A 21,880-nucleotide genomic window follows, 5' to 3' on the forward strand; every position below is an offset into this window, starting at 1 on the left:
GTTGGCGCCACTCCAGCAGATCGGGGCCGTTTCTCCCCGAATCCGTGCTGTGGCGCACCTATCATTGAGAGTCATCACCCGAGGGAGGAAGCTGTGTCCGAAAAGGCGCTAGTACGAGGCAGGTGGGCAGCGCTGGGACTGGCGCTCACGCTTGCGTGCTCAGGCTGCATGGGGGCAGGGGAGGGGCGAACCACGGAGGGCGCAGAACCATCGACGACGGCGCCCGCCGCCTCCTCGGCGCCTGAAACCGCCTCCACGTCGGAGGCGCCGGAACCCACGCCGGAGCCGACTCCCGGCAAGGGTCCCGACTGCCCCACCGACCGGTGTTTCTCGTTCATGGCTTCGGGCGATCTTCTGGTACACCCGCAGTTATGGGAGCAGGCCACCGCCGATGCCCAGCAGACCGGCAAGGGCTCTCTCGACTTCGAGCCGCTCCTGTCCGGACAGCGTCCGTACATCGAGGCCAGTGATCTCGCCATGTGCCACATGGAAACCCCGGTTGCCGCACCGGAAGGACCGTTCAGCGGCTACCCGCAGTTCAACGTGCCCCCGCAGATCCTCGACGCCGCAAAGGCCGTCGGCTACGACGCCTGCACCACTGCCAGCAACCACACGATCGATGCCGGCACCGAAGGGCTGGTGCGCACCCTGGACACACTCGATCGGCTGGAATTGCCGCACACCGGCTCCTACCGGACGGAGGAAGAATCGCGCGAGCTGATGATTCTCGAGACACCCGCGGCGAAGGTAGCGGTCATCGAGGCGACCTACGGGCTGAACGGGCTGATCGCGGAGTTCCCGTGGCAGGTGGACATGCTCGATTCCGCAACAATGATTGCGAAGGCAGAACGGGCGCGTGCGGAAGGCGCCGACGTCGTTATCGCTGCCATCCACGCCGGAGATGAGTACGCTTCACTGCCCAACCAGCAGCAGATCGACCTCGCCCACGCGCTGGCGGACAGCGGGGCCGTCGACTTCATCTATGGGCACCACACGCACTCGGTGCTTCCCATCGAGTATTACAACGACACCTGGATCGTGTACGGACTCGGCAACGGAGTGACCGAGCTGTCACCGGTGTATGACGTGAACAACGAAGGGCTGACCATCCGGGCTCAATTCGCCGCTGACGAATCGGGTGAGTGGACGGTCAGCGATCTGGCCTGGGTTCCTTCCGTCATCGTCCGGGACCCGTACCGCTGGTGCTCGCTGGCACCGGACCGGGAGCCCGGCTCGTGCTCGACTCCCGAGCACGAGGAAGCCGTCAAGGCGCGCACCCTCGCAACGGTGGACGCCTTCGGAGCGTCCGACGACGGTGCTCACCAGTGGCTGGTGTCTGAAGAGGAATAGTCCGGCCGGGGACTGGTTCAGCGGAGCTGGTGGTTGAGCGGGCCTCACGTGAGGGCCGCTCAGGGCCCGGTCAGCGTGGGCGGGTCGCGGCGTGCCGGCGCGCAAGCTCAGCCAGGCTGTCGTCCACGTCACCGGGCTCGAAAGACCCGAACTTGCGGGTGGCTGCTTCACGGATGAGGAAGTCCGCGATCGCCGGGTTTTTCGGCAACAGTGAACCGTGGAGGTAACTTGCAACAATGTTGAGGTGGCGGGCGCCCTCGTGATCCTCGGAAGAGTTGTTGCCCTCGCCTTTGGTCACTGTCGCAAGAGGCCGGACACCGGGACCGAGGTAGGTCTGGCCGCTGTGGTTCTCATAGCCGTGGATGTCGCCGAATTCCTCGCTGCGGGCAACGACGTTACCGATCAGCCGCTCGCTGCCGCCGTGTGTCTCGATGTCCAGGATGCTGATGCCGGGGATGACTGTGCCGTCGTGCGTCTTGAAGAAGTTGCCGAACAGTTGGTAGAGGCCGCAGATGGCCAGCATCGGCGTGCCGTCCTCCGCCAGCGCGCGAAGGTGCGCCGCATTGGACTGCAGGTCCTGCTGGATCACCACCTGCCCGCTGTCCTGGCCGCCGCCGCCGATCAGGATGTCGACGTCGTCCGGGAAGGTATCACCGGCGTTGTGTTCGAGGATCTCGGCATCGTAGCCGTGCCAGGCAAGGCGCTGCTTGAGCACCAGTACGTTGCCCCAGTCACCGTAGATGTTCATGTCGCGCGGGTACAGCTGCAGGATGCGCAGCGTGCCCTTGTGTGCTGAATTGCTGTGTGCTGGAGTGCTCTCCTGGGCGCCGGAAGTCATGAAACCACCTTCACATCGGTAATTTTGGACAGATCCCTGCGGATGGCGAGCATCGCCGTGTAGGTGCAGAAGATTCGTTTCGGCTGACCCTTCGCGCTGCTGATGAAGGTGCGCAGGGCGGATCCGGTGTCCGGGTCGATGTCGCGGGCGGCGACGTCGTCGTACTGGAGGCGAAGGGCCATGTCATAGGCGCGGACGCCGCTGACCATGTCCACGCCGTCGTTCCTCAGGGTGTCGAAATCGACATCCCAGAGCCACGACATGTCCCTGCCGTCCGCATAGTTGTCATTGATGGCGATCATGGTCGCGTACCCGGCGGCATCGAATGATTTCAGGCCCAGCCGGAAACCGCTCGGATTCTTCACGAGGACGAGTTCGAGGGGCTGACCGTCTACAACGAGCGATTCACCGCGGCCGAAGGCAGGCTCAACCGCTGCCAGCGAACTGAGCATCTCTGCGCGTTTCGCGTTACCACCCAGGATGATTCGCGCCATCGCCAGCGCAGCCGCGGCGTTGAAGATGTTGTAGACGCCGCGCAGGCTCAGCTCGACTGTGCTCGTCTCGCCGTCCATCGAGAACGTCGCGGTGTTCGAGTTCACAGACTCAAGCACGACGTCGGCCGGAAGACTCGAGGCCGGAGCGGTGCCGGTGGCGCCGCGCAGGTCATCATCGCTGGGGAAGGTCGAACGCAACGATTCGTTCAGGCCGAAGTAGGCCACCGATGCCGACCGGACCGAGGATGCGATGGAGGCGACCCGCGGGTCCTCCCGGTTCAGGACGACGGTGCCGGTGGTTTTCACCGCGATCTGCTCAAGCAGCCGGGTTGTCTTGTCGATCTCACCGAAGCGGTCCAGCTGGTCGCGCAGGACGTTGAGCAGCAGGCAGTGCGTCGGCGGAACCAGGTTCACGAAGTGGACCGCGTGGGCCTCGTCCAGTTCGAGGACGGCGACGTCGGCCTTCAGACGGCCCCGCCAGTCGACGTCGCCCAGGAGTGCAGCGGCGACCCCGCGGGTGAAGTTGCTGCCGGTCCGGTTGGTGAAGACGTTCAGGCCCTGGCCTTCGAGGAGCTCAACGACCATCTTGGTAGTGGTGGTCTTGCCATTGGTCCCACTCACGACGATGACCCCGTGGGGGAGGTTGCGTAGCGCTCGCGCCATGAAACCGGGGTCGATCCGCTCGACTACTAGACCCGGGAACGCAGAACCGCCACCCCGTAAACGGGAAAGCGCCCGCACTGTTTTGCCCAGGGGCACGCTCACGCTCGACAGAACAGACATGATGTCTAACTTATCGCGGTTTGCAAGCGTCTTAGGCATGCGCACCTCAGCGGCGGGAGGAGCCGGCGTCGTGATCGATTCGGTGGGAAGGGCTCTGGCCAAACTAGAATGGGTCGGTGACTTCCACCAATTCTCCTCAGGGCTCCGCGCTGCGCGTGGGCGTTCTCGCCGTCCAGGGTGACGTCCGCGAACACATCCGGGTGATCGAATCCCTCGGAGGCCTCGCTTCGCCCGTCCGGCGTCCCGACGAGCTGGACCAGGTCGAAGGCCTGATCATTCCCGGCGGCGAGTCGACTACCATGGACAAGCTGACCCGCGCCTTCGACCTTGCCGAGCCGCTCCGTGAACGCATTCGTGACGGGTTTCCTGTCTACGGATCCTGTGCCGGAATGATCATGCTGGCCGACACCATTGCGGATCCTTCGGTGGACCTGCAGGGCAGTCCCCAGCAGACCATCGGCGGGCTGGATATCGTTGTGCGCCGCAATGCCTTCGGCCGGCAGCGGGAATCCTTCGAGACGGATCTGCCGTTCGCCGAGCTGCCGGGAGACGGCGACGATGTCCACGCGGTATTCATCCGTGCGCCGTGGGTGGAAAAGGTAGGAGAGTCGGTGAAGATCCTCGCGCAGGTCGAGGCGCCTGATACTCCGCCGGCCGAACACGGCGCTGAGCAGGACGCCGGCAAGGGCCACGCACCGCCGATCGCTAGAATTGTTGCAGTTCGCTCGGGAAACCTGCTTGCCACCAGCTTCCATCCGGAGGTCACCGGTGAGCACCGCATCCACGAGCTTTTCCTATCGATGATCGCTACCAGAAGGGCAGAGCATGTCGGGGCACTCTAAATGGGCAACCACCAAACACAAGAAGGCCGTGATCGATGCCAAACGCGCAAAATCCTTCGCGAAGCTGATCAAGAACATTGAGGTTGCCGCCCGTGCCGGTGGAGCCGACCTGTCGGGCAACCCTGCACTGGAACTCGCCGTACAGAAAGCCAAGAAGACCTCTGTTCCTAACGACAACATCGACCGCGCGATCAAGCGCGGCGCCGGCCTGACCGGCGAGGTCATCGATTACTCGGAGATCATTTACGAAGCGCGCGGTCCCCAGGGCTCAGCCCTGTTGATCGAGTGCTTGACGGACAACAAGAACCGTGCCGCCTCCGAGGTCCGGGTCGCCATCACCCGCAACGGCGGAACCGTTGCCGATCCTGGTTCGGTGGCGTACCTGTTTGCACGCAAGGGGGTTGTCTCGCTGCCGAAGAAGGACCTGTCCGAAGACGATGTTCTGATGGCAGTCCTCGACGCCGGCGCTGAGGAAGTCAAGGAATCGGGGGACTCCTTCGACGTTCACTCCGAGCCGTCCGACCTGCGCGCCGTCGTTGCCGGCCTGGAGGAAGCAGGTATCGAGTACGAGACCGATGAGGTCGAGTTTGTTCCCTCCATGCAGGTGGAGCTCGACGCCGATGCCGCACGCAAGTTCCTCAAGCTGGTTGACGCGCTCGAAGAGCTGGACGACGTGCAGAACGTGTACTCGAACGCCGACCTCAGCGAAGACGTCATGGCCGAGTTGGAGAGCGACGATTAGTCTCACTCAGGCGGTCCCGGAGCGTTCCGGGTGACCTTGCGCGTCCTGGGTATCGACCCTGGCCTCACGCGCTGCGGGTTGGCGGTGGTCGATGTCGAACCGAACCGCCGGGCCACGCTCGTGGCCGTCGGAGTGGTTGGCACACCCGCTGACCACACGCTCGACCGGCGGCTTCTCATGATTGCGGAGTCGGTCGACACGTGGCTTGATACCCATGCGCCGGACGTCCTCGCCGTCGAACGTGTCTTCAGTCAACTGAACGTGAGCACCGTGATGGGTACAGCGCAGGCATCCGGCGTCGTGATTGCTGCGGCTGCACGCCGCGGGATTCCTGTCGCACTGCACACGCCCACCGAGGTCAAGGCCGCTGTTACCGGCAACGGCCAGTCAGACAAGGCTGCGGTGACGAAGATGGTCACGAAGATCCTGCGGCTTTCCACCGCACCGACCCCCGCCGACGCGGCGGACGCACTGGCGCTGGCCATCACGCACGCCTGGCGAACCGGTTCGTCGTCGTCCGTCCGTGCGCAAGGCGGTTCCGGCCTGACCGCAGCGCAACGACTGTGGGCAGAAGCAGAAGCGAAAGCCCGACGACGGCGCTAAGCGCCCGTATGCGAATCCGCCTCTGCCTCGGCTTCGGTGTGGCGGGCGTGAAATAGTCACCGCCTGCCCGTACGCTGATTCGTAGATATGTTCGGTGTTATTCGTTTCAATCCTCAGCACCTGGAGCCGCACGCATGATCAGCTCTCTGACCGGGACCGTAAGCCACGTCGGCCTGCACTCGGCTGTCCTCGACGTCAACGGGTTCGGCATGCAGGTGCAGGCAACGCCCCAGACCCTCTCAACATTGCGTCCCGGGAACCAGGCCAAGGTCTTCACATCGATGATCGTCCGTGAGGACTCGATGACCCTGTTCGGTTTCACCGAGCCGGAGGAGCGCGAGGTCTTTGAAACGCTGCTAGGGGTCAGCGGTGTCGGCCCAAGGCTCGCGCTGGCTGTCCTCGCCGTGCATGCTCCGGCAGCCATCCGCACCGCGGCGTCGTCGGGTGATGACAAGGCCTTCAGCAAGGTTCCCGGCATCGGGCCCAAGGGGGCCCGGCGAATAGTGCTCGAACTCGCGGACAAGCTTGTTCCGCTCGAGGCTGACTCACCAGCAACCTCAGCCGGTGCCTGGCAGTCGCAGGTCCTCGCAGCCATGATGGGCCTCGGTTGGTCGGAGAAGGACGCCGGCTCGGCCATAGAGGCAGCCGTCAAGGAATCGCCGGAGACCGCTGCTGCCGGTGACGTCGGCGCCATCCTGAAGCTCACCCTGCGCCGGCTCGGCCAGGACGGTGCGCGCAGCTCGGCACGGGCCTCGGTGAACTGATGGCGGCAGATCAGGAACAACCTCTCGTCTCGCCCTCGGTCGATCCTGAGGACCGGGCCGTCGAGGCAGCCCTCCGGCCGAAGAACCTCGACGACTTCGTGGGCCAGGCGAGGGTGCGCCGACAGTTGTCCCTGGTTCTTGAAGCGTCGCGCATGCGCGGTCGAAGCGCAGACCATGTGCTGCTGTCCGGCCCGCCCGGACTCGGAAAAACCACCCTCGCCATGATCATCGCAGCAGAAATGAACGCCCCGCTGCGGATCAGTTCCGGTCCTGCGATCCAGCACGCCGGGGATCTCGCGGCTATCCTCTCGTCACTCACTGAAGGTGAGGTGCTGTTCCTCGACGAGATCCACCGGATGTCGCGCCCCGCCGAGGAAATGCTGTACATGGCCATGGAGGACTTCCGGGTCGACATCGTTGTGGGCAAGGGCCCCGGGGCGACCGCGATCCCGCTGGAACTTCCGCCATTCACGCTGGTTGGGGCCACTACCCGGGCAGGGCTGCTTCCGGGTCCCCTGCGTGACCGGTTTGGGTTCACGGGGCACCTTGAGTTCTACTCCACCGCGGAGCTTGAACTCGTGCTCCGGCGTTCGGCAATGATGATGGACATGCGGGTCAACTCCGCGGCCTTTGCCGAGATTGCGGGTCGATCGCGGGGCACTCCCCGAATCGCGAACCGGTTGCTGCGCCGCGTTCGTGACTGGGCACTCGTGCACGGCGTGGACGTCATAGACGCACGATGCGCCGGTTCCGCCCTGGACATGTACGAAGTCGACGCGAAGGGCCTTGACCGGCTAGACCGGTCGGTGCTGACCGCCCTGATCACGAAGTTCAACGGGGGACCGGTGGGCCTCTCCACGCTCGCGATCGCGGTAGGTGAGGAGCCCGAGACCGTGGAAACCGTGGCCGAGCCCTATCTTGTGCGTGAAGGGATGCTCGGCCGAACGCCCCGGGGACGTATTGCCACGGCTGCTGCATGGGAACACCTCGGACTGGTCATGCCGCCAACCGTCGCTGCCGCCATGCCTGAGGACCTGTTCTCCGTCTATCAGGAAGATCCCGCCCTGGGAACCGCTCTGGAGAACGAAACGGAATGGAGTCGTAACGAGGGCTAGGCGTCAGTTGCGCCGGGTTCCCCGTAGACTGGTATGACGTGTGGCACACGCATGGTCTAAATCGCCGGAAACGCTGTTCACGGTTTCCTGTCCCGTCTCACCGTTGTGAAATACGGGGCACGGAGTCGATACCCTGAAGGCAGTACCCCTGCAGACCGCGCGTGGCCGCGGAATTCGGCGTCGCAACCGCATGTGTTGCGGCCCGCTGCGCCGACCAAATATAGAAACGGATCTTCTCTGTGCTCGCAAACGTAGTTGCCCAGACCACTCAGACAACCGGCGGCTTTGACATCTTCAGCCTGCTGCTCCCGTTGGCCCTGGCTTTCCTGATCTTCACCATGTTCCGCAAGCAACGGAAGATGAAGCAGCAGGTTGCCGAGCAGCGCACCCAGATGGTTTCGGGAACCGAAGTCATGACCAACTTCGGCTTGTTCGGCACCATCGTTTCCCTCGATGACGAACACAACAAGGCCGTCATTGAAATCTCGCCGGGTGTCACGGCCACGGTCCATACCCAGACGCTGACCAAGGTTGTCACCCCTGAGCCGGTGGTCGAGGATGAAGGTACCGTTCCGAACGATGCCTCCTCACTGACGGACCCGGCCACGGATGACCAGCGCCCGGTACGCGAGGAGACCCCGGAAGAGACCGTCGAGCGACTGAACCGGGAAAACTCCCGCGACCGAAACGACAAAGACCAGTAACCTGCGACCCGGCCCCTATGTAGGCTCCGTCAAGTCTCGCGCTCCAACACCCGAAGGATTCACCCACCATGGCACGAACCGGCCCAGGCTCCGCCGCCAGACGCACACTCGTCTGGCTCGGCGTCGTCTTTGCACTCCTCGCGCTGCTGCTCGGCGGCGGCTCGCTGTGGAGTAGCGCCAGCTGGGCACCAAAGCTGGCCCTCGATCTCGAGGGTGGTACCCAGATGATCCTTGCGCCTCAGGTTCAGGGGGGTAGCGACGAAATCACCCCCGAGCAGCTTGACCAAGCGGTCGAAATCATTCGACAGCGCGTCGACGGCAGCGGCGTGGCCGAGGCCGAGATCAGCACGCAGTCCGGTCGAAACGTCATTGTTGCTCTCCCCGGCATCCCGGAACCTGAAACACGGGAGCTGATCCAGGCTTCCGCGCAGATGGAGTTCCGGCCGGTCCTGTTCGGCGGGCCCGGGCTTGCCCCGGCCGCTGAGACGCCGACGCCCGAAGACCAGCTGCCGACGCCCAGCGCGGAACCCACGGATGGGAGTGATCCGAACTGGATCACCGCTGAACTGATGCAGGAATTCGAGACAACGGACTGCACGAATCCCGAAGCCCTGCAGCCTGCGGTGGAGCCCGCGCCGGCCGACCAGCCCATGGTTGCGTGTGAGCCGGACACGCAGGGCAAGTACATCCTCGGACCGGTCGAGGTTCGCGGTACGGAGATCGACTCCGCCGACTACGGCATGGCGCGCAGCTCGCAGGGCCAGACCCTCAATGAGTGGGTCGTCAACATCGACTTCAACGATGAGGCAACGGAAACTTTCCGCTCGGTCACGGAGCGGTTGTTCGCGATCGGCTCCGGCGACCCGAGGAACCAGTTCGCCATCGTGCTCGACGGCATCATTGTCTCGGCCCCGACAACCAACGCTGTGATCCCTGACGGGCGGCCGCAGATCAGCGGCAGCTTCACCGAGGAGTCATCGGCGGCTCTGGCCGAACAGTTGAAGTACGGCGCGTTGCCGATCAGCTTCGAAATCCAGAGTGAGCAGCAGATCTCCGCCACCCTGGGCGCCGACCAGCTGCGCCTCGGGCTCATCGCGGGCGTGATCGGCCTGGTTCTCGTCGCCGTGTACTCGCTGTTCCAGTACCGGATGCTCGGCCTGGTGACGATTGCCTCCCTGGTGGTGGCCGGCGCGCTCACCTACCTTGCGATCTGTATCCTCGGCTGGACTGAGAACTACCGCCTGTCGCTCGCCGGTGTGGCCGGACTGATCGTCGCAATTGGCCAGACCGCCGACTCGTTCATCGTGTACTTCGAACGTATCCGGGACGAGCTTCGCGACGGTCGCGGCCTGGTATCCGCGGTCGAGAACGGCTGGAGGCGAGCCAAGCGCACGGTACTCGCCTCCAAGGCAATGAACCTGCTTGCCGCCGTCGTGCTCTACTTCGTGGCCGTCGGCAACGTACGTGGGTTTGCGTTCACACTCGGCCTCACCGCCATTGCCGACCTCGTGGTCGTGTTCCTCTTCACCCACCCCGTGATGCGGTTGCTGGCGATGACCCGATTCTTTGGTGAAGGCCACCGCTGGTCGGGCCTCGACCCGTCACGCCTCGGTGCGCTTCCGCTATACCGCGGAGCCGGTCGAGTGCGGCACAAGCCGGTGGAACGGCCTGAGGTCGAACTGCGCGGCCGGAACAAGGCAGCGGCAGGAGAAGCGGAACGGCGAATGACCATTGCGGAGCGGCGCCTCGCCGAACAGCGGAAGGCCGCTGAAGAACAAAAGACCGTTACTGCGCAAGCACGCGGATCCGAGGAAGGGGATAACCGATGAGCCGTTTCAGTTTCGCCGAGTTCGGAAATGAGCTGTATTCCGGCAAGCGGTCGTACCCCTTCGTGGGCAAGCGCAAGCTATGGTTCCTCATCGCAGCGGCTGCCATCCTGCTGTCGATTCTGATCCCGATCGTCAAGGGCGGGTTCAACCTCGGTATCGACTTCCGGGGCGGGTCGGAGTTCACGGTGTCGAACGTGGAGAACACGGATGTCACCGCCGGTGAACAGGCGGTCACCAACGTCGTACCGGAAGCTGTTCCACGGGTGACCAACATCGCGCCTGGGACCATGCGGATCCAGACGGAGCGGCTGACCGACGACCAGACCCTGAGTGTTCGCGACGCGCTGATCGGCGCCTATGACGTTACGGAGGAGGAGGTCACCTCCAACTTCGTGGGACCGACCTGGGGTGAGGACGTCAGCCGTCAGGCGATCATCGGACTCATTGTTTTTGTCGCCCTTGCTGCGCTGCTGATGGCTATTTATTTCCGCACGTGGAAGATGTCCGTGGCCGCGATGGCGGCGCTGGTCGTGGTGATGATCACGTCCGCGGGCATCTATGCGCTCAGCGACTTCGAAGTAACGCCGTCCGCCGTCATCGGGTTCCTCACCATCCTGAGTTATTCGCTCTATGACACAGTCGTGGTCTTCGACAAGATCCGCGAGAACACCGCGGATCTGGAGGTGTCCGGCAAGCGGACCTTCAGCGAGCAGGTGAACCTCGCGGTCAATCAAACCCTGGTCCGGTCCATCAATACGTCGGTCGTGGCCGTCCTGCCGGTGGCCGCCATCCTGTTCATCGGGGCAATGCTGCTGGGCGCGGGTACGCTGCGGGACCTGTCGCTGGCCCTCTTCGTCGGCATCATCATCGGTACGCTGACCACGGTATTCGTGGCGGCTCCGATGTACGCGATGCTGCGGATGAATGAGCCGGAGATCCGCAAACAGGAAAAGCGCGTGCTGCACCGTCGCTCGCTTGAAGCAAGCGAACCGTCGCCCACGGTACCCGCCTAGCGGAAGCCCTGACGGAAGATCAAGGCCCGGAAAGCGGCCCGGTACGCCTGGATATCGGGCCGCTTTCCCGGTTCGGCAGCGGCTCGAGCCCGGCACCAGCGTGCAGCCAGGCAGGATCCGATCCTTACTCCGTGAGGCGAAACGTGCACGGGAAGTCTCGCGCGGTGGATAAACTTGGATAGTCAACCAGGGTGTGGCATGTTGTAGCCTTACCCGCGGCGGCGGGGTTGGCGAAAACTTCAACGGAAGTAGGGTATTGGGTGGCTGAAGCCAGTGGTCCCGGACGCCCGTCCGGTACCGGACCGTCCACAGGGTCCGGCGTCGAATCGCGCCCCCAACCCATCCGCGCCGTGACGCCCGTGCAGGCACGCCCAGGGCCGGGGTCGGCCGTTCCCGTGGAGCCGCCCAGCTCTCCTGGTCGCAGGGAGCGCACCCGTGCACGCCTCGCGCGCTTGGCCGGCCGCGGAAGCACCGGTTATTCCCCCATTCTTGAACCGCTCCTGCGCACGGTGCGCGCGAACAATCCCAAAGAGGACCTGGAGTTCATCAAACGCGCCTATGAGGTCGCTGAACGCAGCCACGAAGGGCAGAAGCGCAAGAGCGGTGATCCGTACATCACCCACCCGGTGGCCGTTGCCACCATTCTGGCCGAGCTGGGCATGACGGGCACCACGCTCGCCGCAGCACTCCTGCATGACACGGTGGAAGACACCAACTGCACCCTCGATGACATCCGCCGGGACTTCGGCCAGGAAGTTGCCATGCTGGTGGACGGCGTTACCAAGCTGGACAAGGTGTCCTTCGGTGACGCAGCGCAGGCCGAAACCGTCCGCAAGATGGTCGTGGCGATGGCGAAGGACATCCGGGTCCTCGTCATCAAGCTTGCTGACCGGCTGCACAACGCCCGGACCTGGCGGTTCGTCTCACCGGAATCTTCCGCCCGTAAGGCGAGGGAAACGCTCGAAATCTTCGCTCCGCTTGCACATCGCCTCGGCATGAACACCATCAAGTGGGAACTGGAAGATCTTTCCTTTGCGGCGCTGCACCCGAAGGTTTACGAGGAAATCGTCCGGATGGTCGGCGACCGCACCCCGGAACGGGAGAAGCACCTGAACCTGGTCCGCGACCAGATCGGTGAGGACCTGCGGTCAGTCAAGATCAAGGCCACCATCACCGGACGCCCGAAGCACTACTACTCGATCTACCAGAAGATGATCGTCAGGGGTAAGGACTTCGACGACATTCATGACCTGATGGGCGTGCGAGTCCTCGTTGACTCGGTCCGCGACTGTTATGCGACCCTTGGCCAGCTGCACGCACGGTGGAATCCGCTCCCGGGCCGCTTCAAGGATTACATCGCGATGCCCAAGTTCAACATGTACCAGTCGCTGCACACCACGGTGATCGGACCCGGCGGGCGGCCCGTAGAAATCCAGATCCGCACCCACGACATGCACCGGCGTGCCGAGTACGGTGTGGCGGCGCACTGGAAGTACAAGAACCAGGGCGGCGCCGGCACCAGTGGTGCCCCGGACAACAGCGACATGGGTTGGCTTCGCAGCCTCGTGGACTGGCAGCAGGAGACTTCCGATCCTGACGAGTTCCTCGATTCATTGCGGTTCGAGATCAACGCCCGTGAAGTGTTCGTCTTCACTCCCAAGGGCGAGGTCATGGCGCTGCCCGCTGGGTCAACCCCTGTGGATTTCGCCTACGCCGTGCACACGGAGGTCGGCCACCGGACCATTGGCGCCCGTGTCAACGGCAAGCTTGTTCCGCTCAACAGCGAACTCAACCACGGCGACTGGGTGGAGATCTTCACCTCGAAGGCCGAGGGCGCCGGCCCGAGCCAGGACTGGCAGGGCTTCGTCAAGAGTCCGCGAGCACGTAACAAGATCCGGCAGTGGTTCACCAAGGAACGCCGCGAGGAAGCGATCGAGAAGGGCAAGGATCAGCTCACCCGCACCATGCGGAAGCAGAACCTCCCCCTTCAGCGCATGATGACCCACGACGCGCTCCTTGCCGTAGCACAGGAACTGCGGCACGCGGACATTTCCGCGCTCTACGCGGCCGTCGGTGACGGCCACACGTCAGCCCAGAATGTCATAGAACACCTGGTGACGCTGATGGGCGGCCATCAGGGGGCGGAGGACGACATCGCCGAGGCCACCGTTGCCACCCAGCCCCGCCGCCCCAAGTTCTCGGACTCCGGAGTGACCGTTGTGGGCGTAGGCGACGTTTGGGTCAAACTGGCCCGCTGCTGCACGCCTGTGCCTCCCGACCCGATCGTCGGATTCGTCACGCGCGGGTCCGGCGTCTCCGTGCACCGCAGCGACTGCCGTAATGTTCAGGAGTTGCGTGATCAGCCCGACCGCATTGTTGACGTCGAGTGGGCGCCCACACAGTCCAGCGTGTTCCTCGTGGAGATTCAGGTGGAGGCGCTGGATCGAAAGAGCCTGCTCTCCGACGTGACCCGGGTATTGTCCGAGAACCACGTGAACATTCTCGCTGCGAGTGTTAATACCTCGACCGACCGGGTGGCGATGTCACGGTTCGCCTTCGAGATGGGCGACCCGAAGTACCTGAGCCACATCCTGAGTGCGGTTCGTCGGATCGACGGAGTGTTCGACGTCTACCGGACAACCGGGTCACAGCGCCGCATCTAGCGCTCCACCCGCATTGCTTCGCGGAGCCGGCTCAGTGCGCGCGCCTTGCCTGGAACCCGCGGAGACGCCTCCAGCGAGAGAGTGACAAGGTGCAGGGGGCAACGCAGTTCAGGCGCTGCGGCGATTCTCTTCAGGGTGTCCACTGCCCACTGCTCGGAGCCGTGTACTGCCACATCGAGGGCAGTGCGAAGGGGAGACGTTACCTCAACGCCTCCGATGGTGGACAGATCGCACGGCCCGAGCGTTACCTGGTGCATTACTGCCTCGCAGAACACGGGCAGGGCAGTGGTCCGCCGCCGGTGGTCGGTGACGAGGCTGACAATCTCCGGGGCCGGCGCGCACCCGTAGACCCAGGCAGCGCTCTGTCTCGCCAACGCGACCCGCCGGTGCAGGGTCCTGGGCACAGCGTTGATCGCGGATTGCGCGCGGATGGCCGGGGTGGAAGGTTGATCCGTGCGCACGTAGGACTTGCCGCACACGTGGGTCATCAGCCCGTCCAGCCGCATGGCCTGCAGTTCCACATGGGTGAACAGTGCGCCGCCGTGGAAGAGCACGCCTCCGGTGGAGTTGATGGCGAGATCCCGGCGGGCTGCCGTGCGCCCCTGCACGGAGGACCCTTGGGTGATTGACATGCAACAAGCTTTCCCAATCCGGAAGCAAAGGAAAAGTCCCGGTCGAGCCGCTGTGGAAAACGGCTGACCGGGACTTCTATCTAACGCGCGAGCGGCTGCAGGAGGGTCCCTAGGAGAAGTCCTGTGCCGACCTCTGCAGCATGTCCAGCCACTGCCGGCGGGCAGCGAGCGCCTCTCGGGCCTCGGAGATCCGGCGCGCGTCTCCATTCTTTTCCGCGGCTGCCAGGTCGTCCTCAAGGGAGGCGATGGTGCTCTCCAGCTGACTGAGCGCACTGTTGGTGCGGGCCTTGGTCTCCGGATTGGTCCGCTGCCAGTGCTCCTGCTCGGCAGCCTGCACCGCATCCTCGACCTCGCGCAGGCGCGCCTCGACGCGTCCCATATCAGCGCGCGGGACCTTTCCGGCGTCCTCCCAGCGGTCCCGGATGGACTGCAGGGCCTTGCGAGCCGCTGCCGGATCCTTGACCGGCAGGAGCTGGCGCGCTTCGGCCAGCAGGGCTTCCTTCACTGCCAGGTTCGCGCCGTACTCCTCATCAATTGCCTCGTTCGCCGCCTTACGTGCAGCAAAGAAGGTGTCCTGAGCAGCACGGAAGCGGGACCACAGGGCGTCGTCGTCCTTGCGGCTTGCGCGCTTGGAGGTTTTCCATTCGTCCATGAGGCGGCGGTACTCGGCAGCTGTGTGGCCCCAGTCGGTGGAACTGGAGAGTTCCTCGGCCCGCTTGATGAGTGCTTCCTTGGCGCGCTTCGCCTCGGCGTTCTCATTGTCGAGCTGGGAGAAATAGGCCCGACGGTGCCGGTCAAAGATGGTGCGGGCCGAGCGGAACCGCTTCCAGAGTGCGTCCTCAGTGCCGCGTCCGAGCCGCATTCCCGACTTCTGGGCGGTCTTCCACTGCTCGAACAGTTCGTTCATGCGGTTGCTGCTCGCCTTCCACTGCACGGAGGAAGGGTCCCTGCCGGCGATCTCCTCGGCCTCGGCGACAATCGCCTCGCGCGCCTGCAGCTCGCGGGCTCGGGCAGCGTCCTGCTCCGCCTTCTCCGCAGATTCGAGGTCGGCGATAAGAGTGAGGAGGGCTTCGAGACGGGACTCGAGTGCGCGGACATCGCCCACCATCTTCCGCTCGGCCACCTGCTCGGCAAGGTGGGCCGCAGTCTTGCGCATATCCGTAGTGGGAGCCTTGGCATGCACGCGCTGCTCAAGCAGCGTGACCTGGCCGGCGACGTCGTCGTACTTGCGTACGAAGTAGCCGAGGGCTTCCTCGCGGGACGCGTCCGGGTACTGGCCGACGGCGAACTCCTCGCCGTCCACGATGAGGAAGACATGCCCGTCTTCCTCCACGCGGGCGAACTTCTCCGCCTCGGTCAGCGGAGTGGAGTGGGTCGGGGGAGCAGCGACAACCGTGGGCGCTGCTGCGCCACTGGAACGCGGGGCCATGGCAGCCGGCGTCGGGCGGGGCCGTGCAGGCTTACCCGGAACCGGAGTGGACTTCTGCCGGGGAACGGAAGGGACCGGCTGCCCGGCAGCGGGGGAAGCATCGGGAGTGGGGGACTCATCGTCGGCCGCGGACTCGTCGGCTGCGGACTCGCCGGCGGCCGCAGCAGTGTCGGCTGCAGCAGGCTGCTCGGCAGCGGCACTATCTGTTCCAGTGCTGGGCTGCTCGATCTCGGCCGCTTCGGTTACAGGCGCTTCGTCGGATTTCTGACTGTTTGTCACCGCTAAAAGTCTTTCGCTCGATGGTCGGCCCCAAGGCCGGTCCCGGTTGATTTACTGCAGGGTTAACGAGTCTATCGTCACAGGAGTGGCGGGGGCTCCGTCCTCGCCGCCGCCTTCGACTCCAGCCTCCGCGACCTCCTGAACAGCGTCCAGGCCCGAGGTCACGGAACCCATGATGGTGTACCCGCCCGTGTTCTGTGGAATCGGCGAGTCCTTGTACACGATGAAGAACTGCGTACCGTTGCTGTCCGTGCTCGCTCCGCGCGCCACTGCGATGCTCCCGGCCGGATACAGGCCGTCCGCCGGCGTGTTCTCCACCGGACCCCACTGATAGGCCGGGTCACCCACGCCGTCGCCGTTCAATGAGCCGCACTGCAGTACCCCCATGCTCTTGGCGGTCGTCAGCCGATGACAGGTCTTGCCCTCGAAGAACCCCTCCTCAGCGAGAGAGGAAAAGACAGCCACTGCCTGCGGAGCCACGTTTCCGTCGAGCTCGACGCCGATGTCACCGATGCTGGTGGAAAGTGTGCCCTCGAATACTTTTCCCTCGGCGATAGACGGGTCGGGAATGTTCGCGCTGTTCGGCTCCGCCGTCTCCGTCACCCCGGGACTCTCCTCGAGGGCGTCGATTTCCGCCGCCGTGGGATCCGAACTGAACCAGACCGCTTGCAGGAGGACGGCGAGGGCAAGGGTTGCTGCCGCCGCAATGCCAGCCACTGTGCTGTCCTTCCGGCGGCGTTTCTCCTGTGCGCGCTTCAGCTCGCGGCGTGCTTCGATCTGGCTGATGTGACGGCGCATTTCGCGTCCGCGACGGTCAACGGCCACGCGACCTCCTGTGTCCGACGTTGTTCCAGCACGGTTCCGGCATGGTCTGGCACTTCAGGCGCAGCGCCCTGGGCCGGTTAGCACGGCCCAGCACGAACCCCCTAAAATGAATGCCGCAGACAGTGTAGGCACAGCAGACCGTCCGCCCTACGATTCACCGCAGGATCCCGAGCCATCAGGTTGGGGACACAAGCGTCACCCAAGGAGAGTTGCTTACATGGCACGAAAGTCCTCGTTGTCCGGATTCCCCGAGTGGCTCCCGCAGGAGCGCCTCGTGGAACTGCATGTCCTGGACATCCTGCGACGGACCTTCGAGCTTCACGGCTTCTCCAACGTCGAGACCCGGGCCGTTGAGACAGTGGGTCAGCTGCTCCGCAAGGGCGAGATCGACAAGGAGGTCTACGCCGTATCCCGTCTGCAGGATGAGGACGGATCTGCTCCCGCCGGCGAGGACTCGCTAGCCCTCCACTTCGACCTGACGGTGCCGTTCGCGCGGTACGTCGTCGAAAACGCCGGTTACCTTGCCTTCCCCTTCCGCCGGTACCAGATTCAGAAGGTCTGGCGCGGCGAGCGTCCGCAGGAGGGGCGTGCCCGCGAGTTCACCCAGGCTGATATCGACGTGGTCGGCGACGGCTCACTGCCTTTCCGGTACGACGTCGAAATCGCCCTCGTGATCGCCGAGGCCCTGAGCGCCCTGCCGATCCCTGACTTCCAGCTGCGCGTGAACAACCGCAAGCTCGCAGAGGGGTTCTACCGGGGAATCGGCTTGACCGATACGCCGGGCGTACTGCGGAGCATCGACAAGCTCGAGAAGATCGGCGCAGGCAGGGTCGCGGAACTGCTCAAGGCCGAACTGGGTGCCACCGACGAGCAGGCCAAGGCCGCTCTCAGCCTGGCGGAGATCCGCACCCAGGACACGTCCTTCGTCGAGCGGGTTCGCGCTTTCGGCGTGACGGACCCGCTGCTCGATGAAGGACTTGCGGAACTCGAGCAGGTTATCGCCGAGGCCTCGAAGCGGGCACCGGGCAAGGTCATTGCGGACCTCAGTATCGCCCGAGGCCTGGACTATTACACCGGCACGGTCTACGAGACGGTGCTGGTCGGCCACGAGGCACTCGGGTCCATATGTTCCGGTGGGCGTTACGACGCGCTCGCGAGCAAGGGCAACCGGACCTTCCCCGGCGTCGGACTCTCCATCGGCGTCACACGCCTGGTCACCCGCATTCTCAGCCAGGAGTTCGCCGCCGCAACGCGGCAGGTTCCGACGGCCGTGCTGGTCACCCTCGCCAATGATGATTCCTGGTCAGCCGCCCAGGACGTCGCTGCCGCGCTGCGCAGCCGTGGCATCCCGGTGGAGGTGGCCGCCTCCGCCGAGAAGTTCGGCAAGCAGATCAAGTTCGCCGACCGGCGGGGCATCCCGTTCGTCTGGTTCACTTCCGAGGACGGCACCCACGAAGTCAAGGACATCCGCTCGGGTGAACAGGTATCCGCAGACCCGCGATCGTGGACTCCGCCCGCCGAGGATCAGTGGCCCGCGGTGTTGCCGCAGGGCTGAAGCATGAGTCTCTAGGCTGAACCCCCGCGCCCCCGCACGAGAATCACCGCGGCGCGGCCCAGAAGCCCGACCAGCAGTATCCCGGTCATGGTGAGAACCGACTGCACCGGGAGGGTGAATGCGAGCACCAGACAGCCCACCACCCCGAGCACGTTCAGGGCCCGTGGCGCGTACCAGGGCCGGGTACGGAGGGTCAGCGCCGACAGGTTGGCTACCGCGTAATAGAGCAGCACACCGAAACTGGAGAAACCCACCACCGTCAGGACGTCGGTTCCCAGCAGCAGGGCAATCACGACGACGGCGATGGCCAGCTCGGCGACGAACGGCGTGGCCCGGCGCGGAGACACCGATCCGAGCACTCGGGGCAGGTCGCCTTCGCGCGCCATGGCAAGCGTGGTGCGGGCGATGCCGCTGATCAGGGCGAGCAGGGCACCCAGGCTCGCGAGCGCAGCAGCAATGGCAACGGCGAGGACCGGTATTGACTGGCCTCCGGTGAAGACTTCGGTGAGTGGGGCGGCCGACTCGGCGAGCATGTCCGGTCCCACTGCCCGAAGCAGGCCGAATGCGAGCAGCAGGTACAGGGCGAGGGTGAACCCCAGTGCCCCGAAGATGGCTCGCGGGATATTGCGTTCGGGTTCGCGCACCTCTTCACCCATCGTGGCAATGCGCGCATATCCGGCGAATGCGAAGAACATGAGGCCCGCCGCCTGCAGGACCCCGGCGGGTCCGGCAGGCGAGGCGCCGCCGTCGTGCGCGTCCTGGGTGAACGCAACCACAATGACGAAGGCGAGCACGGGAACCACGAGTGAAACGATGATGCGTGTCATCATAGCCGTGCGGGTAACACCCAGGAGGTTCACGGCAGTCAGCGCCGCGACCGCGGCCACACCGGCTGCCTTCTCGAAACCGGGGGCGGCGTAGAGCCCGAAAGTGAGCGCCATGGCGGCGCAGGAGGCGAGCTTGCCGGTGATGAAACTCCAGCCGGCGAGGAAGCCCGGCCATTCGCCCAGTTGGCGCCGGCCGTAGGTGTAGGTGCCTCCGCTGACCGGATGCACCGCCGCCAACTGTGCTGACGCCGCGGCATTCGCGTAGGCAATGATCGCGGCAAGGCCGACGGCGAGGGGCAGGAGGGATCCCGCCGCAGCAGCGGCCGGGGAGAAGACGACGAAAACCCCGGCGCCGATCATCGAGCCAATGCCGACCGTCGTGGCATCGAAGCCGCCAAGCTGTCTCTTCAGCGCCTGTGGCATGCGCGGGTCCCCGTCCGGTGAATGGTGTGGCCGGGAGCGCGGTGCATCCGGCGGTAAACTCGAACACTGAGCTGTAACTCCACCAACCTTAACCACACACCGGAAGGAATGCTGTGCTGCGCACACATGACCTTGGTTCCCTGCGAACCGGGCACATCGGACAAACCGTTACTCTCGCCGGATGGGTGGCCCGCCGTCGTGATCACGGTGGCGTGGCGTTCCTCGATCTGCGTGATGCTTCCGGGGTTGCGCAGGTAGTGGTGCGGGAAGAAGACGTGTTCTCGACCCTCCGCAACGAGTACGTGCTGCAGATTATCGGCACGGTCGAGAAGCGCCCCGAGGGCAACGAGAACCCCGCCCTGGCCAGCGGCGAGATCGAGGTCATCGCGGAGAAGGTGACCATCCTCAACACGTCTGACCCGCTGCCGTTCCAGATCGACGAGCACGTGGAGGTCGGCGAGGAAGCACGGCTGAAGCACCGTTACCTCGACCTGCGGCGTCCCACACCGAACGCGAACCTCCGCCTGCGCTCCGAGGCCAACAGGGTCGCCCGCGAGCTCCTGCATTCCGACGGCTACGTGGAGATCGAAACCCCGACCCTGACGCGCTCCACGCCGGAAGGCGCCCGCGACTTTCTTGTTCCCGCGCGGCTCGCACCGGGCTCCTGGTACGCGCTTCCGCAGTCGCCGCAGCTCTTCAAGCAGCTGCTTCAGGTCGGCGGGTTCGAGAAGTACTACCAGATCGCCCGCTGCTACCGCGACGAGGATTTCCGCGCCGATCGGCAGCCCGAATTCACGCAGCTGGACATTGAGGCGAGTTTCGTTGAGCAGGATGACATCATCGCTCTCGGCGAGCAGTTGGTGAAGGCACTGTGGAAGCTGATCGACGTCGAAATCCCCACACCCATTCAGCGCATGACCTACGCAGACGCCATGGCGCGCTACGGCTCGGACAAGCCGGACCTGCGCTTTGGCCTGGAGCTGACTGAGCTGACCGAGTACTTCAAGGACACGGAGTTCGGCGTCTTCAAGGCATCCTATGTCGGTGCCGTGGTCATGCCCGGCGGCGGTTCCCAGCCGCGCCGGCAGTTGGATGCCTGGCAGGAATGGGCCAAGCAGCGCGGCGCGAAGGGCCTTGCCTACGTGCTGATCGACGACGACGGCGGCCTGCGCGGACCTGTGGCGAAGAACCTGACGGATTCCGAACGGGAGGGCCTGGCAGCTGCCGTCGGTGCAAACCCGGGAGACTGCATCTTCTTCGCCGCGGGGGAGAAGTCGTCCGCACGTGCACTGCTCGGCGCGGCGCGCGTGGAGATCGGCCACCGGACGGGACTCATCGATCCCAAAGCCTGGGCCTTTGTCTGGGTTGTCGACGCACCCATGTTCGAGCCGGCGTCGGACGCCGTCGCGGCCGGTGATGTCGCCGTGGGGTCGGGAGCCTGGACAGCAGTCCACCACGCCTTTACCTCGCCGAAGCCGGAGTACCTCGACTCCTTCGACACTGACCCGGGGAGCGCACTGGCGTACGCCTACGACATCGTCTGCAACGGCAACGAGATCGGCGGCGGGTCGATCCGTATCCACCAGCGTGACGTTCAGGAACGGGTTTTCTCGGTAATGGGAATCAGCCCCGAGGACGCACAGGAGAAGTTCGGATTCCTGCTCGAGGGCTTCAAGTACGGTGCGCCTCCGCACGGCGGAATAGCCTTCGGCTGGGACCGTGTGGTGGCACTTCTGGCCGGAAGCGATTCCATCCGCGATGTGATCGCATTCCCCAAGTCCGGCGGCGGCTATGACCCGCTGACTGCGGCACCGGCGCCGATCACCCCGCAGCAGCGAAAGGAAGCAGGGGTTGACGCCAAGCCGGTTGTGAAGTCGGACGCGAAGCCCGAGGCGAAGCCCGCGGCAGGGGCCTGATCTGCTTCGGGAGGGTGCGGTGGTGCGTGTCACCACCGCACCTTCCTGCACATCCTCAATTATGTGAAACAATGGGCGTCGTAAAACGTGCTCCGGGGTCGGTGTAATTCCGAACCGGCGGTTATAGTCCGCGACCCGCGCGCAGCCCTCACGGGCAGCAAACGGTTGAGCCGGTGAAATTCCGGCACCGACAGTCAAAGTCTGGATGGGAGAAGCGCGTACAGCTACGGCTGTGCTTTGTTGTCGGCTCTTCG

Annotated in this window: 18 protein-coding genes and 1 riboswitch; of the genes, 12 read left to right on the forward strand and 6 right to left on the reverse strand. The window is 64.7% G+C overall.

Annotated features, from left to right (window positions below):
- Positions 1-93 precede the first annotated feature (93 nt).
- On the forward strand, positions 94-1,350 hold the full coding sequence (locus tag M1D74_RS07790) for a CapA family protein (protein ID WP_458117054.1): 1,257 nt from the start codon (positions 94-96) through the stop codon (positions 1,348-1,350).
- A gap of 70 nt (positions 1,351-1,420) precedes the next feature.
- Here the strand turns inward: M1D74_RS07790 and M1D74_RS07795 are convergent, their stop codons facing one another.
- Positions 1,421-2,188 (reverse strand): type 1 glutamine amidotransferase, encoded by a 768-nt coding sequence (locus M1D74_RS07795; RefSeq protein ID WP_458117055.1) that lies wholly within the window; start codon positions 2,186-2,188, stop codon positions 1,421-1,423.
- Positions 2,185-3,456, reverse strand: coding sequence for a MurT ligase domain-containing protein (locus tag M1D74_RS07800; RefSeq protein WP_458117160.1), 1,272 nt, complete (start codon positions 3,454-3,456; stop codon positions 2,185-2,187). The genes M1D74_RS07795 and M1D74_RS07800 overlap by 4 nt, the downstream gene beginning before the upstream one ends.
- 125 nt (positions 3,457-3,581) lie before the next feature.
- On the opposite strand from M1D74_RS07800, the gene pdxT reads away from it, so the two are divergent.
- The 9 genes from pdxT (at position 3,582) to M1D74_RS07845 (ending at position 13,740) form a co-directional block, all read left to right on the forward strand.
- Positions 3,582-4,307 carry a pyridoxal 5'-phosphate synthase glutaminase subunit PdxT gene (gene pdxT / locus M1D74_RS07805; RefSeq protein WP_458117056.1) on the forward strand — a complete coding sequence of 242 codons (726 nt, stop codon included), beginning with the start codon at positions 3,582-3,584 and terminating at the stop codon, positions 4,305-4,307.
- Complete coding sequence (locus M1D74_RS07810; protein WP_309071856.1) at positions 4,291-5,049, forward strand: YebC/PmpR family DNA-binding transcriptional regulator; 759 nt, start codon at positions 4,291-4,293, stop codon at positions 5,047-5,049. The genes pdxT and M1D74_RS07810 overlap by 17 nt, the downstream gene beginning before the upstream one ends.
- Positions 5,050-5,079: 30 nt before the next feature.
- A complete protein-coding gene (gene ruvC / locus M1D74_RS07815; RefSeq protein ID WP_309071857.1) occupies positions 5,080-5,652 on the forward strand; it encodes a crossover junction endodeoxyribonuclease RuvC in 573 nt (190 codons plus the stop codon).
- A gap of 134 nt (positions 5,653-5,786) precedes the next feature.
- A complete protein-coding gene (ruvA, locus tag M1D74_RS07820) occupies positions 5,787-6,416 on the forward strand; it encodes a Holliday junction branch migration protein RuvA (protein WP_309071858.1) in 630 nt (209 codons plus the stop codon).
- Positions 6,416-7,531 (forward strand): Holliday junction branch migration DNA helicase RuvB, encoded by a 1,116-nt coding sequence (gene ruvB, locus M1D74_RS07825; RefSeq protein WP_309071859.1) that lies wholly within the window; start codon positions 6,416-6,418, stop codon positions 7,529-7,531. The genes ruvA and ruvB overlap by 1 nt, the downstream gene beginning before the upstream one ends.
- A gap of 239 nt (positions 7,532-7,770) precedes the next feature.
- The gene (locus M1D74_RS07830) at positions 7,771-8,235 is read left to right on the forward strand and encodes a preprotein translocase subunit YajC (RefSeq protein WP_309071860.1); all 465 of its coding nucleotides are present in this window, start codon (positions 7,771-7,773) and stop codon (positions 8,233-8,235) included.
- Between the two features lie 68 nt (positions 8,236-8,303).
- Positions 8,304-10,064 (forward strand): protein translocase subunit SecD, encoded by a 1,761-nt coding sequence (gene secD / locus M1D74_RS07835; RefSeq protein WP_458117057.1) that lies wholly within the window; start codon positions 8,304-8,306, stop codon positions 10,062-10,064.
- Entirely contained in the window at positions 10,061-11,077 is a 1,017-nt protein-coding gene (gene secF / locus M1D74_RS07840; protein WP_458117058.1) for a protein translocase subunit SecF, read from the forward strand. Before secD ends, secF begins: the two co-directional genes overlap by 4 nt.
- A 359-nt stretch (positions 11,078-11,436) precedes the next feature.
- Positions 11,437-13,740: a RelA/SpoT family protein gene (locus tag M1D74_RS07845; protein WP_309072580.1), complete on the forward strand. Its 2,304-nt coding sequence runs from the start codon at positions 11,437-11,439 to the stop codon at positions 13,738-13,740.
- Here the strand turns inward: M1D74_RS07845 and M1D74_RS07850 are convergent.
- The 3 genes from M1D74_RS07850 to M1D74_RS07860 form a co-directional block, all read right to left on the reverse strand.
- Complete coding sequence (locus tag M1D74_RS07850; RefSeq protein WP_309072578.1) at positions 13,737-14,372, reverse strand: hypothetical protein; 636 nt, start codon at positions 14,370-14,372, stop codon at positions 13,737-13,739. The two genes, M1D74_RS07845 and M1D74_RS07850, sit on opposite strands and share 4 nt — an antisense overlap.
- Positions 14,373-14,481: 109 nt before the next feature.
- Entirely contained in the window at positions 14,482-16,080 is a 1,599-nt protein-coding gene (locus M1D74_RS07855; protein ID WP_458117059.1) for a DUF349 domain-containing protein, read from the reverse strand.
- A gap of 51 nt (positions 16,081-16,131) precedes the next feature.
- Positions 16,132-16,905: a peptidylprolyl isomerase gene (locus M1D74_RS07860; protein ID WP_458117060.1), complete on the reverse strand. Its 774-nt coding sequence runs from the start codon at positions 16,903-16,905 to the stop codon at positions 16,132-16,134.
- Between the two features lie 217 nt (positions 16,906-17,122).
- On the opposite strand from M1D74_RS07860, the gene hisS reads away from it, so the two are divergent.
- Entirely contained in the window at positions 17,123-18,460 is a 1,338-nt protein-coding gene (gene hisS / locus M1D74_RS07865; RefSeq protein ID WP_309123657.1) for a histidine--tRNA ligase, read from the forward strand.
- Between the two features lie 11 nt (positions 18,461-18,471).
- Here the strand turns inward: hisS and M1D74_RS07870 are convergent, their stop codons facing one another.
- Positions 18,472-19,710, reverse strand: a complete 1,239-nt coding sequence (locus M1D74_RS07870; RefSeq protein WP_309123658.1) for an APC family permease — start codon at positions 19,708-19,710, stop codon at positions 18,472-18,474.
- Between the two features lie 113 nt (positions 19,711-19,823).
- On the opposite strand from M1D74_RS07870, the gene aspS reads away from it, so the two are divergent.
- Complete coding sequence (aspS, locus tag M1D74_RS07875) at positions 19,824-21,626, forward strand: aspartate--tRNA ligase (protein WP_309072070.1); 1,803 nt, start codon at positions 19,824-19,826, stop codon at positions 21,624-21,626.
- A gap of 83 nt (positions 21,627-21,709) precedes the next feature.
- A riboswitch (FMN riboswitch) is annotated at positions 21,710-21,848 on the forward strand.
- Positions 21,849-21,880: the final 32 nt, after the last annotated feature.

It is taken from the genome of Arthrobacter sp. D2-10, from assembly GCF_054161285.1.